The sequence below is a fragment of the Rheinheimera soli genome (assembly GCF_031457405.1).
Classification (GTDB): domain Bacteria; phylum Pseudomonadota; class Gammaproteobacteria; order Enterobacterales; family Alteromonadaceae; genus Pararheinheimera; species Pararheinheimera soli_A.
Window position 1 is genome coordinate 1 of record NZ_JAVDWR010000033.1, and the last position, 15116, is coordinate 15116.

A 15116-nucleotide genomic window follows, 5' to 3' on the forward strand; every position below is an offset into this window, starting at 1 on the left:
TACAACCACAGGCGGCCACACAGCTTTAATGCTGGGTTACCGCCAGTGATAGCAGAACAACCTAAGTTAGTGTCCGGAAATACTTGACCACTACAGTGACTATGACCGGAGTTGGTGGAGCTGGTAATGGGGCGACCCCACAAGGCAAAACAACTCAGCAGAGTTCGCAGGCTTCAGATCTCAACAAACAGTCAAATCAGGCTTTTGAGGATGCTTTGTCTGAGGGGACTGTCTCTGAATACGTTCAGGAAAGTTCACTTTTCAGTAGTGGGTCATTCGCAGCAATTGGTTTGGCTGGAGAAGGTTCGATTCTCGGTGGTTTGGGTGCATATGGAGATTGGTTTGTCGCAGGGATGCGATCTGCTGCTGGAGGGGCTGGTTTAACCGCACTCTTGTCGCTTTCTGGGGACTCGGTTCAAGACAAAGATAGGCAATACACCTATGTAACCTATACGCGGATAAACCCTAAAACTGGCCAGGTGTATGCCGGACGAACCGGAGGGTATGGTCCCCCTGATGATATCGTGTATAGGCGTTCATTAGGACAAATGCATTTGACTGCTGAAGGATTTAGAAGTCCAACTATTGATCAGATTTCTACAGACAGAGCAGCTATTCGTGGAAGGGAGCAGCAGTTGATTGATTTTTATGGTGGCGCACAAAGTGTTGGTGGTACAGCAAGAAATTTGATAAACGGGGTAGCAGATTTTAACCCTAATAGGCCGTACTATATGAATGCGGCTAGAAAGGCATTTGGTGATATACCGGATAATTCGCCTGAGCGGTATAGATTAGATTGGAGATAATACTTTGAAAGTGTCAAAGAGTGTTGGGAATAAAATTAGCAACGGAATGGTTTTCGCCATCCCATTAGACAATCAAAGCTTTTCTTTTTGTGTTGCATGTGTAGGTAATGAGTTTGCTTTTTTTGATTATCAGTCTAATGACGCATCTCTGCCTAATGGGTTAATTGAAAAGCCAATTATTTTCAGAATTCTCGTTGCCAAAGGGGAGCATAAAGTAGGGGGGTGGCATTACGTGGGGCAAATTGACTTGCCTGCACATTTCAAAGCCGCATCTCGATTTTTACATAAACCAGTAGGTAGTGAAAACTATTTTATATATTATGACGGCGTTTCAATGCCTGCAGAAGATAATGATGTCCAAGGTTTGGAGTTGTTAACTATTTGGTTTGCGGAGGATGTTGTCGAACGATTAAAGGAATATTTTAAAGGTGAAAGCAGTAGTTCTGTTTTTGCAATTAAAAAGCAGTTAAATATTGAAATGTAATTCAATGTGGGTGATATTTTTTATTATATTACTGTTCTTCTTTACTTAAGGATGTAAAAAATTTTTGGTAATTGATTGCCTCTAATGTTTTAACAAAAAGGACACCCATAACCCGGTGTCCTTTTTTCTATTTAAAGTGAGCAAAATCACCAGCAGGGTGAGCAGACCAAACCGGTAGAACCGGTCAGGGCAAACCGGAACGGCGGGCAATCTTCGCCAGCGCCTACAGGGTGTTGACACCGGTTGATATGCTCAATAAAACCGGTTTGTGTTGCTCACTTCAACCGAAAAGCCCTGCCTGCCTCGCTGGTTAGCTGCCCAGCGGGATATGCCGGTGTTTGGGACGCTTGCGGTTCAAAGTGGTGATGTACATCTTTCTGAGCCGGATGTCGGATTCACTACTTGGGCTGGTGTTCAATATGATCTCTAAAAAGCTGTTGCCTGATTTATTGTGAAGGGTTAAAAAATCCCGCTCTTCCTGCTCTGTGGTTATTAATGCGGCCTCTTTAACCATGGAAATAATAATGCCGTCCATCCTTATAAAATTCCGTATTTCATCCTGGCTGCTTAACCAAAGAGAATCCTTCGCATAATCGGCAAAGTCTGGCTGTTCTTCTGTAAAAGACAGTGTTTTGACGAGGCAGAAGATTTCATAATAAAAATAATGAAAAGGGGATGAGCGAAGAAAATACACCAGCAGATTAAATAACTTTAATTTAACTTTGCCTCTGAAATATAAACCAGCGTCCTGTCCTTGTGTTGCCAGCACAATAAGCGCAGCCAGTGCATTCAAATCGGCCACATCTGTAATGGCTTCCAGTGAGCAGCTGAGGATCGGGATGCCATTGCGATCGGCTCCATCACTGCCAGTGGCCTTTTTGAACAGGTGAGATTGCAGTTTGGCAGGCAGTGTTTTGTAAAACGCCATACGCTGTGCATTTTCTATCTGTTGGCCAGGTGTAAAGCTCAGCGCCTGCCAGAAGGGAGAGGTATAAAAGCTGTGCAGCTCTGCTTTTAACCCTGGCACCGTAGCAGCTTTGTCCAGAATAAGCCGGTAACTTTCTGCCGATGGGGCCGTTTTCCGTTCCAGATATCGCCGCCATTTTGAGCCAAAGCTGCGGTCCCCTTCAAAGTACTCAGACAAATCGGGTCCTGTCCGTGGGATCTTCAGTCGATCACAGACCAAATAGATAAAAAGCTGAGCCCGGAACAGGTAGATAATCCGGCTCAGATTGTCGGCAGAATTTCGCATCAACAGATGCGAAAGTGATTTAGGGCCATAAATTCCCCTATATATGCGCCATAGTCATGTTCAAACATAGTTTATTTCGGGATCAAAACACAGAAATCATCTTTTCCCGATCCCGCTGATTTTTCCTGTTTACCAGCTACAGTCAAAGTTTATGTGATCCTGTGATTAAGGGGCCTTGTTTGTGAAAAGCACAGTAGATAAAGAATTTGTTGCGGCATTGGCCAGGGCTTTAAGCTTGGAACTCAGGGAATTGCTGGGGGCCGGTGTGGCTGTTTCTGAACACAAAACACCACCTGCACCACAGAGTCCGCAGACCGCGTTGTCGCATTTGCTTTATGAAGAACTGCAGGAACGCTATGGCCCCTTGATGTCAGGCATGGTGTTGGTAAAAGCTCTGGGGTATGGCAGCGCTGATGCGTTTCGTCAGGCGGTCAGCCGACAGACTGTGCCGGTGGCGGTGTTTCCTATTGCAGAGCGGCGCGGCAAATTTGCGCTGACAAGAGATGTGGCCCTGTGGCTCGCCGAACAGCGGCTGACGAACACAAACTAACCTGGCAACACAGGAAGGAGGTCGATATGTAACCAAAAAAATCACCAGGGCCAGAAACAATAAAACCCCGGACGTTCATTCCGAGGTTCTATTACTTGAGTCAAAGTTTACAAGGCCTGACTTGAGCCTAAGTATTGTTTCTCCCCTTGCTGTTGTCAAGCCGGTGCAGCGCTTTGTAGTGCTGCGCCATTGATTACTGTTGCAACCGCGTCTGGCCATTGGGTTTATTGACCTGATGCAGCGGCGTGTTGCCCAAAAACAAGGTGAACCCCATGACTGCATGTACACTCAGGGAAGTCCTCAGGTTGTTACTTACGACAGCCTATTCCAACCGGCGTATTGCCCGATCACTAAAGCTGGCGCCCAATACAGTGCGGCGTTACCGATTGCTGCTGAACCGGCAGCAAACCAGTTGGCCTGTACTCAAACAGATGGACGATGACACGCTGTATCAACGATTTAACAAAGTACGGGCACTGGCGCTGAATAAGCGAATGCCTGACACGTTGTTTATAGAGTCATTGCTTGAAGATCCACTGCAAACCCGAATGTTGATTTGGGAAGACTACCGCCGTGCAGATCCGGCAACCGCTTACTCATTTTCGCAGTTTTGTGAGATTTTACGGTTGTGCAAAGCCAGGCGAGGCTGGACGATGCGGCAAACTCATTATCCGGGGGATACCTGCTACGTTGATTATGCAGGTAAAACCATTCCCTGGACCGATACAAAAGCCCAATGCCAACGCTATGCACAGATTTTTGTTGGCGTGCCGGGGTATTCATTGCTGACCTTTATTCGCGCCTGCAACAGTCAACAGACCGCCTGTTTTGTGGCTGCGCATGTGGCAATGTTTGAATACTTTGGGGGGTGACCAAAGTAGTGGTGCCGGATAACCTGAAAGCGGCGGTGATCCGAGCCGGTGCGTCACCGCATTTAAACCGGGATTATCAGGAAATGGCCAGTCACTACAATCTGGTGGTTGAACCCGCCCGGGTGCGGCGGTCTAAAGATAAATCGTTGGTTGAAAACGCTGTGAAACTGGTGTCGCGGTATATCACCCATGTCTTTCGGGGCCGTACCTTCTTTAGTCTGGATGAGATTAATCAGGCCTTGGAAGAAGTGATGGAGCGGATGAATAGCAAAGCATTCAGGCGCATGCCCGGTTGTCGGCGCAGCCGGTTTGAACAGACTGAACGCTCTGCACTGCAGCCACTGCCTGCAGAGCGGTATTGCCCGGCCGAGTGGCTGCCAGCCAGAAAAGTGCCGACCGATTACCATGTGCTTGTGTTTGGCCATTCGTATTCCGTTCCCTATCTGCTGATAGGTGAAAAGGTAGAAGTGCGGGTGACGGCAAATACGGTAGAGCTGATCCACAAAGGTGTGCGTGTGGCGACCCATGCCCGCAGCAACTGGGAAGATGGGCAAAGCACACAGGATAGCCACCGTCATCCGGATCATCAGAAGTATGCCGAGCTGTGTTTACCCCGATTTATGGTATGGGCGGAAACGGTTGGTACGGCAGCAGTGGCACTGGTGAAGGCACAGTTTGTGGGCCGACCTGAACATTCAGCTCCGGCCGGGAATGCCTGCACTGAGCTGCAACGTCTGGCAAGGGTGTATGGCAATGAACGCTTTGAGCTGGCGTGTCGCTGCGCCTGTGATATTCAGTCGCTGACGGTCAAGAGTGTGCGTTCTATTTTGCAGTGCAAACTGGATCAGCGTCAGGAGCCTGCGGTTCCTGTGCAGGGCCAGTTACCACTGCATCAGAATGTGCGTGGTGCCGACTATTTCCGTGGAGGGCTCTGAGATGCTGAATCATCATAGTGTGGAGGCGTTATGCCGGTTGCATTTGTCGGGGATGGCGGATGCGCTGCGTCAACAATTGGTTGCGCCTGAATTCCTTGGTCGCTCCTTTGAAGAGCGGTTGGCGCAGCTGATTGATGCGGAACAGTTATCCAGAGACGAACGCAAGCAGCTGGGCTTGTTTAAGCGGGCCAAACTTAAATACCCACAGGCTTGTCTGGAGGATGTGGATTATCAACCCGGCCGCAGGCTGGACCGCAGTTACATCGCTTCGTTGGCTACCTCAGAATGGCTTCAGCACAATCAGTTTATTGTGTTAACCGGCCCTACCGGAGTGGGCAAAACCTGGCTGGCCTGTGCACTGGCAAGTCAGGCCATTCGCCATGGCCATCCGACTCTTTATAAGCGTTTCTCGTTGTTGCTGGAAGAGCTGGATGTTGCACGGCGTGATGGCTCTTTACCTAAACTTCGGGCGCAACTTGCCAAGGTAAAACTGCTGGTGATGGATGACTGGGCCATGACGCCATTGTCTGTTGCTGGCCGTCACGAATTGCTGGAGTTGATGGAAGAGCGCAGTGGTCGCAGCTCTGTACTGATGACCAGTCAGTTACCGCTGGATAAATGGCACGACTACATTGGCGAGCTGACCATCGCCGATGCCATTTTAGACCGCATCGTGCATCGCTCCCACCGCATTGAGCTCAGTGGTGGTCCGATGCGACGCCGCCAGTCGTTACCAGCAGGAGGTGCATGATGCGTACTCAGACCAAACGCACTACCGAAAAGCTCCCCCTGTGGAGTACCGACGATTCCTACCTTGAACAGGTTGTCAGTTACTACCATCAGCAACTGATGGTGCATTACCCACGCTTACAGCATCTGGTGGCTGTTCTGCCGGATGATATGAGGCGACAACGCTGGGGCTACTGTGACCGCACTTTGGGGCTGCATTTGTCTTCTGCAGACACCAGCGAAGGTGGCGCCATACGGGGGGCGTTGCAGCGTCTTGGTGTGCTCAAACCCAATGGCCATGAAGTGTTCCGGGGCTGTATTGTGGTGCCTATCTTTGATGACAACGGAATGTTGCTGGCCATCAAGGGCAAACGTGTTGCGGTGCGGCTGCCTGCACGTTGTTCCCGCTGGATTGACTGGTTCAGGCCGATGGAAGCCGGAGGTGGTTATGCAACCACTGATTAAACCCGATAACGGCGATATAGACGACTGTATCCGTTATTACCTGCAGCTGTGTTTGGCCAAAGGACAAAGCAGTGAAACTGTGGCGTCGAAACAGAATGGGCTTAGCCTGTTTATGCGCTGGCTGACACCTTCTGGTGACAGACAACTAAGTGATATCACGCTGGATATGATGGACCGCTACCAGCTGTATCTGCACAGTTACCGGCACCCGGTTCATGGGCGGCCTTTATCGCGGGGGACGCAGCGGAACCGTTTAACGGTGGTGAAGGTGTTTATGCACAGCATGTATATCAAAGGCTGTATGGAGCATCCGACACTGGAGCGGTTTGAATTGCCAAGTCCGGGCTATCGCTTGCCCAAAGCGGTGTTTAGCGAGCCGGAGATTGAGGCCATGCTGAAACAGACGCTGGTGTACGGTGAGCTGGGTGTGCGGGACAGGGCTATTCTGGAAACCTACTATGCCACAGGCATTCGTCGCGGGGAGTTAAGCCGCCTGACGCTGGATGATGTAGACCATGTGGGTCATGTGCTGCGGGTAGAGCAAGGCAAAGGCAATAAAGACAGGTTCGTACCTATAGCACCCCGTGCCTGTGATTGGATCACCAGCTACCTGCAAAGCACCCGGCCCCGTCTGGCCGCAGTGCATTCCGGGCGCATGTTGTTTCTGGACAGTACAGGTTATGCCATCAAACCCAGACGTCTTTCGGCGCTGGCCGCAAAGTATGTGCGTTTGGCGGGCATTGGCAAAAGAGGGGCCTGCAATTTATACCGCCATACCACAGCGACGCTGATGCTGGAGTACGGGGCTGATATTCGCCATGTGCAGGAAATGCTGGGGCATGCCAGTATTTCAACAACGCAGGTGTATACCCATGTGGCGATTGGCAAGCTTAAAGATGTGTATGCAAAAACACACCCGGCTGCACGTGGTAAGCCAGGTAAAAATCCACAACTTACGAAGCCACAAGGGGCCAGGTAAATCGAATATACAGGCGGCATCGGCTTAGGTTGATGCTGCCTTATTTTAGATTGGAGTACTACCGGTTTTTTGTGTGGTTTCAAATACAGAAGGGATAGTGTTATACTCAGTCTAGGTTTTAACCGAACAGGAGGTGTCTGATGGCAACTGCATCGTTTGACAGAAACTTTGTGGTAAGCGATAGCAAGTCTATCGAGCAGATCCATAAAGACCTGGAAGCACCGCGCCAGGTAAAGATTAAAAAGCGCAATTACAAAGCTGACAGTGTGAAAGGTATCGCGTTATTAAAACAACAATTGTCAAACTTGGAGACTTGTTAGAGGAACTTGGTGAAGAACCAACAACTCGTCTCCTTTCATTATTTTCCTGCCCTAGAAATCCAGATGTCGAAAACTTTCTGAAGCAAAAATCTATAGCTTTTGAAAAGACTCATAACGCCCGAACCAGACTCATACTTGATGAACAAGGCTCCATCTTGGCGTATTTTTCAGTCTCGTTTAAAGAATTAGTATTGGAAAGTGCCGCACTCAATAAATCACAGGTAAAACGCCTTGATGGTTTTAATAAAAACGCCGAGCGGATCAGAGCATTTCTGATTGGCCAATTAGGTAAAAACTTCAGTGTGCAGAATAACCGCATTACGCTTGCTGATATTCTTGCCGAAATTTACAGCATAATTCACGACGCCAGAGAGTTGGTTGGTGGCAGAGTAATTATCCTCGAATGTGAAAACAACCCCGCACTTATCCAGCTGTATCGTGATCACGGTTTTACATTGATAGAAACCACAGACGACGATAAAACAGAGCTGCGAACCATGTATATCCATATCGCCAATCAGTAAATTAACCCTTTGATTTTATTGCCTGTCTGACGCTATAGTTCCGACAAGTTCATATGAACGGTCGGGGGTATGATTACAACCTTGGTAGGTTCTTATCGGTAGACCCTGTTATTCAGTCACCTGGTAATAGTCAATCGCTGAACCCTTATTCGTACATTATGAATAACCCTCTGGCGGGAACGGATCCTACGGGGTATACAATTGAAAAACCTAAGTTAGAAAAAGTAGAAGTTACTGAGAAAAAAGAAAAGATTGCACCGACTGGTTCGCGGATTAAGCGAGAGGTGACAAGTTCAGTATCGGCAAAAGGAACGTACTCAAATGGCGCAACACAGACCGCAACTGTAAATTTTAGTGGCGGGATACCAGCAAGTATGACCATTGGGTCTGTTAAGGAAGTCTCAAAAAATGTTGTAAGCCAAATAGGGAATGCCGCAAGGTCTGTTGCTGGTTCCTTGTCCAAAGGAGGAATTGCAGGTATTGCTTTAACACCAATGAGCACTGCGACTGATGATGAAATGGAAACGTTGGTTGCGCCTACTATTGCCGCCAATATAGCTAATAATTCAGCATCGATATTGCAGGACGCACTACAAGGGAAATCAAGCGATGATGGGGTTAGCTTATTCAGGATCGCTGGTGGTGCTGCAAACAATCTTAAATTAAAAGAGATGGAAAAGGGGCTATCACCACCCGGTATTTCTATGCTTGTAAGCAGTGATGCGCAGGCTGCTGCGGCCCAATTTCGAAGTAAATTCCCCAATTTCTCATTTACAATCACAGGTCAAGTAAGTTTGAGGGGAATTCGAGAAGCTGGTTTTGACGTCATGGCAGATCCTACGAGCAATTTTATTAATCATGCTAGGTTAATTCATCCTGCTGGAGCTGAGGGGTTTAACTTAGAAAACAGGCAACGATTAGCTACTTACTTTACTAATCACATGACGCCATGATGGAGTATTATTTTGATTACTAAGCACATGAAACCAATCGGCGGTTGGGAAAATTTTGAATTACATGATGATCTTGGAAGCTTTTTATGGAAAGAATTAAAGCTACGAGAGAATAATGAAGGGGAGTGGGCATACATGAGCTTCACTTCGTTCAGTTCTATATGGGAGTTGGTTGTCAACGCTGAACTGCTTGCAACTATAATTCTCGAATGTGGAGAAGATGAGAAAGTGCATCTTTTGACTATTTCGGTTATTAGAGATGATCTGCTTTCATCTGATTATTTCAAACCTATAATTGATACATTAATTAATGATTTCAACATTAATTTTGTCTGATAACGGCCCGTTTATAACATTCACGGAAATAATAGGGATGGATTATTGCTCCTTTCCCTGTTCTCTCTAAATACAAAGGACACCCATAACCCGGTGTCCTTTTTTCGATCTAAACTGAGCAAAACCACCAGCAGGGTGAGCAGCCTTTTCCGGTAGAACCGGTCAGGGCAAACCGGAAGGGTAGGCAATCTGGGCCAGTGCCTACATCTAGTGGGGCTGGCAAGATTGATCCTTTCTGCTGCTCAAGGCAGATCAGTTCTACTGCCGATGCCTGCCCATCTTGCTGTTAGTGATACGCAAAAATACGCCTAAATATTTGATGTTTTAAATCTCTCAGATCTGAAGGATGGTTTTTAGATTGATATAAAATATCCGAAAGTTCTTGTATTTCGGTATGACGAATAAAATTGAAAAAGGTAATTCGCTCTTGATGTGATTCTGTAACAATACCTGTCTGTATTGCTCTTCTATATAACTCCTCATACAGTTCCAAAGTTGGTTTGATGCTAACGCAATAGTTGGATATTAATCGTAGTGGCAGTGAAATTCTTTCCCTGTCAGGTTTGTAGTAAATCAAGACGTAATGAAATGGATTTGCATGCCTATGAAAATACAGTCGGAATTGATGATGCAGATACAGGTATAAATCTTCAGCTATTGCTGCAAAAGGTGTGGCAAGTGTCATCTTCAAAAGATACTGGATCGCCGATAGTTGGGTTGCATCCATCATCTGAGGATTATCGTGATCAATTAATTCAAGTGTGAAGGCTATCCAGCAGGTGAACGCGTGAATATCAGTGCTTCTATAAAGTGTTTTGATCGCGTTGTTGCTGAGCTTTTTCTTTCGTACCAAATTCCCGTGCTCGTCCGGGCTGAAAAGCATTTGAACATAGTGGTGTGGCAGGTTGGTCAGTGCCAGGTTGATTGAGTGCTTCGAAGGTGTGCGGTTATCGATCAATTGCCAGAGTGGATGACACAGCAGAGATGCAAAACTGAACGGAGCATTGGCTCGTCTGTCGATGTCCTCAACTACATAAAGCCTGATGACAGGCTCTCCCTGTTCTTTTTTATTAAAAAACCGCGATGATTTGTTTAGCCAGTCTGCGCTATTTTTGAGTTTTTCTTCTGCCGTCAGTAACTTCTTTTTCACGTCGTAGGCGCTGGACGCTCCAAGATAAGCTTTTAAGCAAGCACACCAATACCGTGTGGCCAATGATTTGGTTTTTCGGGAAAGAGTTAAGTACTGTTCAAAGGTATACACGGTAAAAAATAAATTTGGCATTATTGATGCCGAATTTTTCCACTGCAAGTTAACGCATTGAATAGTCTGGTTTTTGATCTATTAATCATGTGGGAACTCGTGCCTTTAATTTAAAAATAAAGCCTTATGCAAGTTTAGCAGAGCTGAATATTCTTACTTAATCTCATGAATTCCAAGCAGGTTTTCTGCAATGCAAACAGATACGAATATGGCGACAGAAGCAGAGATGTTGGCGCTCAAACTGGAGCGTGAACTGATGCATGCTTATGGCTCCCCGCTGTTGACTGGTGAAAAGCTGGCAGAGGCGATGGGTTATCGAAGTATCCACTCTTTACGCAAGCACGTCTCGCAAAGAAACTTTCCCATTGAGTTGTTTAGCATTCAAGGAAGGAGAGGGCGTTTTGCGCTGGTCAGAGATATTGCGCTGTGGCTGGCAAAACAACGATTGGAGCATCAACACAAACCGGAGGACAGGATTATCGGTGAATGACACAAGCGTTTTAGTGGTGTAGTTGCAAGGCACTGAAAGTGAAAAAGCCAGCACTGTGGCGGTGCTGACTTTTTCGGAACTCGTCGAATGTTGAACCGTCGACGAATTCATTAAAGCTTTCCCAGGTCTGGCTGTCAAGTTTCTGCCTTGTGCGGAGACTCAGGCCTGTGTGTGCCTTGATTTCATTTACATTGAAATTAAGGAGGCTCGAAATGAGCACACAAACATTGCGACAGCTGATCCGGTTGTTGCTGAGTACCAATTTTTCAAACCGTCGTATTGCGCAACTCTCAGGTACGTCGCCTAACACCGTGCTAACTTATCGGAGGAGGTTGAAAGAAACTCGATTGACTGTTTCGGAAATAGAGCAACTTGCAGACAATCAGTTGCTTCGTCAGCTCAACCCGCCTAAACAAGCGGAGAGTGGTAAACGTCAACCCGATTGGCCGCATATTCACCAGTTAATGCAGGCTAAGCATCAAACACTTATCCAGCTTTGGGAAGAATACCGTGGCTTACGCCCGCAAGATGCCTACTGTTACTCGCAGTTTACTTACTATTACCGTGACTACGTGAAATCCATTGATGTTTCCATGCGTCAATATTACGCACCAGGCGAAGTATGCTTTGTCGATTTTGCGGGGAAGCGTATTCCGTGGACAGATACAGGCACTGGGGAGGAGCATTTTGCTGAGATTTTTGTGGGAGTTCTGGGCTATTCCCAACTGGTGTTTGCTATGGCAGTGCGATCTCAAAAGCTTGAAGATTGGTTAGGTGCTCATCAGAAGATGTTTGTTTATTTTGATGGTGTTTCCCAGTTAGTGGTGCCGGATAACCTGAAGTCTGCGGTCACCTTGCCGGGCAGATCCCCGGTGCTGAATCACAGTTATGAGGAGTTGTCTGAGCATTATGGCTTTGTGATTGAACCTGCCAGGGTCAGACGTCCACAGGATAAATCTCTGGCAGAAATTGGCGTCTTATTGGTTACACGGTGGATCACCGTCGTGCTGCGCCGCCAGCAGTTCTTTAGCATTGCGGAAATTAATCAGGCTATGAAGGCGTTACTGGAGCAATTAAATCAGCGGCCCTTCAAACGTTATGAAGGCAATCGTCGTGAGCGCTATGAGGAGAACGAAAAAACTGCCCTGATGGCGTTGCCGGTCAAGCCCTTTGATATAGGGCAATGGATACACCAGCAGAGGGTGGACCGTGATTATCATGTGTATGCGTTGGTTCATGCGTATTCCGTACCTTATGAGCTGACAAATCAGAGTGTTGATATTAAGGTTTGTCAGGACAAGGTTGAGATCTACTTCCAACATAGATTAGTGACAGTGCATATGCGTGGCTTCGTTAAAGGCGGTGCAACGACAGAGCACAGCCATCGCCCGAAAAGTCATCAGGCTTATGCTCAGCAATCCAGGTCGTATTTTATGCAATGGGCCGCTGAATATGGAGAAAGTACAGTGGCTCTGGTGTTGGCCCAATTTGCCAACAAGCCTGAGCATTCGCTGCAGGGGTGTAAAGCCTGTGCCCAGTTGCAGAAACTGGCCAGACAGTACGGGAGCGTCCGCTTTGAAAAAGCCTGCCGATGTGCCTGTGAAATTCAATCGCTGACAGTCAGCAGTGTCCGCTCTATTCTGCAATGTCATTTGGATGGATCTGTCGATGACAATATTCCGGTGCAGGTGCAGTTACCACTGCACCATAATGTTCGGGGCCCTGACTATTTTGTGAATGGAGGGCGCTAAGATGAGTGAGCACCAAGTCTTTGAAAATCTGCAGGTACTTTGTCTGTCCGGTATGAGTGCAGCGTTACAGAGAGTACTGGAAACTCCTGACATGTCTGCGATGCCAGTGGTCGATGTACTGACATTTCTAACCTGTGAGGAAATTCAGTACAAATGCCAGAAAAAGCGTGAGCGGCTACAAAGAGCAGCCAAACTGAAGCAGGCTCAAGCCTGCGTGGAGAATGTTGATTATCTGGCCAAACGCGGTATTGATAAAAGTCATCTTTCGGCATTGAGTCGTTGTGATTGGATCGCTCGACATCAGTTCTTATTGATCACCGGCCCGACGGGAGTGGGAAAGAGCTGGATTGCCTGTGCTTTGGCAAATGAGGCAATCAAACGAAACCTTCCGGTATTGTACAAGCGGTTTAGTCTGCTGATGGAAGAGCTGGATATAGCCCGTAAGGATGGCTCGTTGCCTAAGCTGCGTAATCAGTTGTCGAAGTTCAGGCTGCTTATTCTGGATGATTGGGCGATAACACCATTGAATGACCGAAACCGACAGGACATGTTGGAGTTGGTAGAGGATCGCATCGAATCGGGGTCGCTCATCATGACGTCTCAGTTGCCAATCAGCCAGTGGCACAACTATATCAACGAGCCAACTATTGCAGATGCCATTATGGATCGCATTATCCATCGTGCTCATAGATTGGAGTTACATGGCGGCTCTATACGCAAAACGTACAAAACAGTCAGGGAGGGCGAAGCATGAACACAGAACTGCATATTGATGAGTTTGAACAGATGCTGACCTCCGTCGATGTGGCCGATGTGTATCTGAAGCAGCTCTTTGATATTTACCATCAGCGATTGCTGGCCAACTCGAATGCCTGCCAGAAGTTAAACCGGCGGGGGATCCCTGTAGACATGATTGTGGCGTATCGGATAGGAATATGTGATCGAAAGCTAAACTACTATGTACAAACGTCAAACAGACCGGATGGTGCAGGATTTCGTGGCACGCTCCGCCGTGTTGGTCTGACTAAACCCACAGGTCATGAAATTTTCAGAGGATGTATCGTCGAGCCGGTGTTTGAAGGCGACAAGCTGATCGCTGCTTGTGGGGTGAAGCTGATCTGCCCGAGCAGACCGGCACCACGTATTATCCAGTGGTACAGACAGAGTGTTTACATAACTCCTGTTCAGTTCAGCATCATGGCGTGGGGAGGTCGGTATGCTACTGATTAAACCGGCGTCTATGGCTATGGAGAGTTGTATCCGTTATTACCTTGAATTGTGCCGGGCAAAAGGTCAAAGTGAAAACACAGTCGTCAGTAAGGCCTCGGTGTTATCACAGTTTCGGCAGTGGTGTGAGGCGCATGCTGTTGTGGAGCTGGATCAGGTTAATCTTGACCTGTTAGACAGCTACCAACAGTATCTTTATCACTACCGGAAAGCCCGAACCAGTGAGCCAGTCTGTCGTGCCACCATCCGTTACCGCTTAACAGCTGTCAAAGTACTGATCAGGACGTTGTTTATCAAAGGAGTGCTCTTGGTGAATAGCACTGAGCACTTCGAGTTGCCTAAAATTGGCAGGCGGCTTCCCAGGCCGATCCTGAGTGAATTGGAGGTGAAGAAAGTTCTGCTGCAATCAGAGCACTATGGCCTGCGGGGGGTAAGGGACAGAGCTATTATGGAAACGTACTACGCATCTGGGATCCGACGCTTTGAACTTGGAACTTTAACACTGGATGATGTTGATTTTGAGCAGTACCAGTTGAGGGTTAATCAGGGCAAGGGTTTTAAGGACAGGTATGTGCCGCTGGCCAGAAATGCTTGCTTTTGGATCTACCGTTATTTGAAGGAGGTCAGAAGCCTATTGGCTAATGAGTATTCAGGTAAAGTTCTGTTTCTGGCTAATAATGGCAAGCCTTTTCGGGCAGCGCAGTTGTCTGAGTTGGTGGCGAAGTACATCAAGCTATCAGATATTCGAAAGACCGGAGCTTGCAATCAATACCGCCATGCAGCAGCGACACACATGGTAGATAATGGCGCGGATATTCGTCATGTACAGGAGTTTCTGGGGCATGCGGATCTATCCACTACGCAAATTTACGTGCATGTCAGCATGGTAAAACTACGTGAAGTGTATAACAGGACTCACCCGCCGGCCGCTCATCGATAACAAAACAGGTTCAGGGATGAACCTTTACTCCTCTTATTTCGAATATTGCGAAAAACTTGACGTTATTTCGAATATTGCGGATAATCCTTTTAGGCTTTATAGCCACTTTACAAATGAACAGAGCAATCAAACACTTTAAAAACAAGCAAACAAGCAAACAAGCAAACAAGCAAACAAGCAAACAAGCAAACAAGCAAACAAGCAAACAAGCAAACAAGCAAACAAGCAAACAAGCAAACAAG

General features: G+C 47.3%; 19 protein-coding genes. 17 read left to right on the top strand and 2 right to left on the bottom strand.

Going from position 1 to position 15116, the window contains the following annotated elements:
• Window positions 1–83 precede the first annotated feature (83 nt).
• Window positions 84–806, top strand: a complete 723-nt coding sequence (locus tag J2W69_RS20090) for a hypothetical protein (protein WP_310281926.1) — start codon at window positions 84–86, stop codon at window positions 804–806.
• 10 nt (window positions 807–816) lie between these two features.
• Window positions 817–1290 carry an Imm26 family immunity protein gene (locus J2W69_RS20095; protein WP_473091930.1) on the top strand — a complete coding sequence of 158 codons (474 nt, stop codon included), beginning with the start codon at window positions 817–819 and terminating at the stop codon, window positions 1288–1290.
• Between the two features lie 310 nt (window positions 1291–1600).
• Here J2W69_RS20095 and J2W69_RS20100 read toward each other — a convergent pair whose 3' ends face one another.
• Window positions 1601–2218 carry a hypothetical protein gene (locus tag J2W69_RS20100; protein WP_310281930.1) on the bottom strand — a complete coding sequence of 206 codons (618 nt, stop codon included), beginning with the start codon at window positions 2216–2218 and terminating at the stop codon, window positions 1601–1603.
• A 505-nt stretch (window positions 2219–2723) separates the two neighbouring features.
• Here J2W69_RS20100 and J2W69_RS20105 point away from each other — a divergent pair.
• The 10 genes from J2W69_RS20105 (at window position 2724) to J2W69_RS20150 (ending at window position 9205) form a co-directional block, all read left to right on the top strand.
• Window positions 2724–3092, top strand: a complete 369-nt coding sequence (locus J2W69_RS20105) for a hypothetical protein (protein WP_310281932.1) — start codon at window positions 2724–2726, stop codon at window positions 3090–3092.
• A gap of 272 nt (window positions 3093–3364) precedes the next feature.
• Window positions 3365–3964, top strand: coding sequence for a hypothetical protein (locus tag J2W69_RS20110; RefSeq protein WP_310281934.1), 600 nt, complete (start codon window positions 3365–3367; stop codon window positions 3962–3964).
• Window positions 3961–4899, top strand: coding sequence for a Mu transposase domain-containing protein (locus J2W69_RS20115; RefSeq protein WP_310281936.1), 939 nt, complete (start codon window positions 3961–3963; stop codon window positions 4897–4899). Before J2W69_RS20110 ends, J2W69_RS20115 begins: the two co-directional genes overlap by 4 nt.
• 1 nt (window position 4900) lies before the next feature.
• Window positions 4901–5650 carry an IS21-like element helper ATPase IstB gene (gene istB / locus J2W69_RS20120; protein WP_310281938.1) on the top strand — a complete coding sequence of 250 codons (750 nt, stop codon included), beginning with the start codon at window positions 4901–4903 and terminating at the stop codon, window positions 5648–5650.
• Window positions 5647–6093, top strand: a complete 447-nt coding sequence (locus J2W69_RS20125; protein ID WP_310281940.1) for a hypothetical protein — start codon at window positions 5647–5649, stop codon at window positions 6091–6093. The genes istB (J2W69_RS20120) and J2W69_RS20125 overlap by 4 nt, the downstream gene beginning before the upstream one ends.
• Window positions 6077–7072 carry a tyrosine-type recombinase/integrase gene (locus tag J2W69_RS20130; RefSeq protein ID WP_310281942.1) on the top strand — a complete coding sequence of 332 codons (996 nt, stop codon included), beginning with the start codon at window positions 6077–6079 and terminating at the stop codon, window positions 7070–7072. The genes J2W69_RS20125 and J2W69_RS20130 overlap by 17 nt, the downstream gene beginning before the upstream one ends.
• A 140-nt stretch (window positions 7073–7212) precedes the next feature.
• Entirely contained in the window at window positions 7213–7392 is a 180-nt protein-coding gene (locus tag J2W69_RS20135) for a hypothetical protein (protein ID WP_310281944.1), read from the top strand.
• Window positions 7386–7916: a hypothetical protein gene (locus tag J2W69_RS20140; protein ID WP_310281946.1), complete on the top strand. Its 531-nt coding sequence runs from the start codon at window positions 7386–7388 to the stop codon at window positions 7914–7916. The genes J2W69_RS20135 and J2W69_RS20140 overlap by 7 nt, the downstream gene beginning before the upstream one ends.
• Window positions 7917–7969: 53 nt before the next feature.
• Window positions 7970–8869, top strand: coding sequence for an RHS repeat-associated core domain-containing protein (locus J2W69_RS20145; protein ID WP_310281948.1), 900 nt, complete (start codon window positions 7970–7972; stop codon window positions 8867–8869).
• Window positions 8870–8881: 12 nt separating this feature from the next.
• Complete coding sequence (locus J2W69_RS20150; RefSeq protein ID WP_310281949.1) at window positions 8882–9205, top strand: hypothetical protein; 324 nt, start codon at window positions 8882–8884, stop codon at window positions 9203–9205.
• Window positions 9206–9491: 286 nt separating this feature from the next.
• Here J2W69_RS20150 and J2W69_RS20155 read toward each other — a convergent pair whose 3' ends face one another.
• Window positions 9492–10487: a hypothetical protein gene (locus tag J2W69_RS20155; RefSeq protein WP_310281951.1), complete on the bottom strand. Its 996-nt coding sequence runs from the start codon at window positions 10485–10487 to the stop codon at window positions 9492–9494.
• 169 nt (window positions 10488–10656) lie between these two features.
• Here J2W69_RS20155 and J2W69_RS20160 point away from each other — a divergent pair, with 169 nt between their 5' ends.
• From J2W69_RS20160 to J2W69_RS20180, 5 genes are all read left to right on the top strand, one after another.
• A complete protein-coding gene (locus tag J2W69_RS20160) occupies window positions 10657–10956 on the top strand; it encodes a hypothetical protein (RefSeq protein ID WP_310281954.1) in 300 nt (99 codons plus the stop codon).
• A 212-nt stretch (window positions 10957–11168) separates the two neighbouring features.
• Window positions 11169–12707, top strand: coding sequence for an IS21 family transposase (gene istA / locus J2W69_RS20165; RefSeq protein ID WP_310281957.1), 1539 nt, complete (start codon window positions 11169–11171; stop codon window positions 12705–12707).
• A 1-nt stretch (window position 12708) separates the two neighbouring features.
• The gene (istB, locus tag J2W69_RS20170; RefSeq protein WP_310281959.1) at window positions 12709–13461 is read left to right on the top strand and encodes an IS21-like element helper ATPase IstB; all 753 of its coding nucleotides are present in this window, start codon (window positions 12709–12711) and stop codon (window positions 13459–13461) included.
• Window positions 13458–13937 carry a hypothetical protein gene (locus J2W69_RS20175; RefSeq protein ID WP_310281961.1) on the top strand — a complete coding sequence of 160 codons (480 nt, stop codon included), beginning with the start codon at window positions 13458–13460 and terminating at the stop codon, window positions 13935–13937. Before istB (J2W69_RS20170) ends, J2W69_RS20175 begins: the two co-directional genes overlap by 4 nt.
• Window positions 13924–14874 carry a tyrosine-type recombinase/integrase gene (locus tag J2W69_RS20180; RefSeq protein WP_310281962.1) on the top strand — a complete coding sequence of 317 codons (951 nt, stop codon included), beginning with the start codon at window positions 13924–13926 and terminating at the stop codon, window positions 14872–14874. Before J2W69_RS20175 ends, J2W69_RS20180 begins: the two co-directional genes overlap by 14 nt.
• Window positions 14875–15116: the final 242 nt, after the last annotated feature.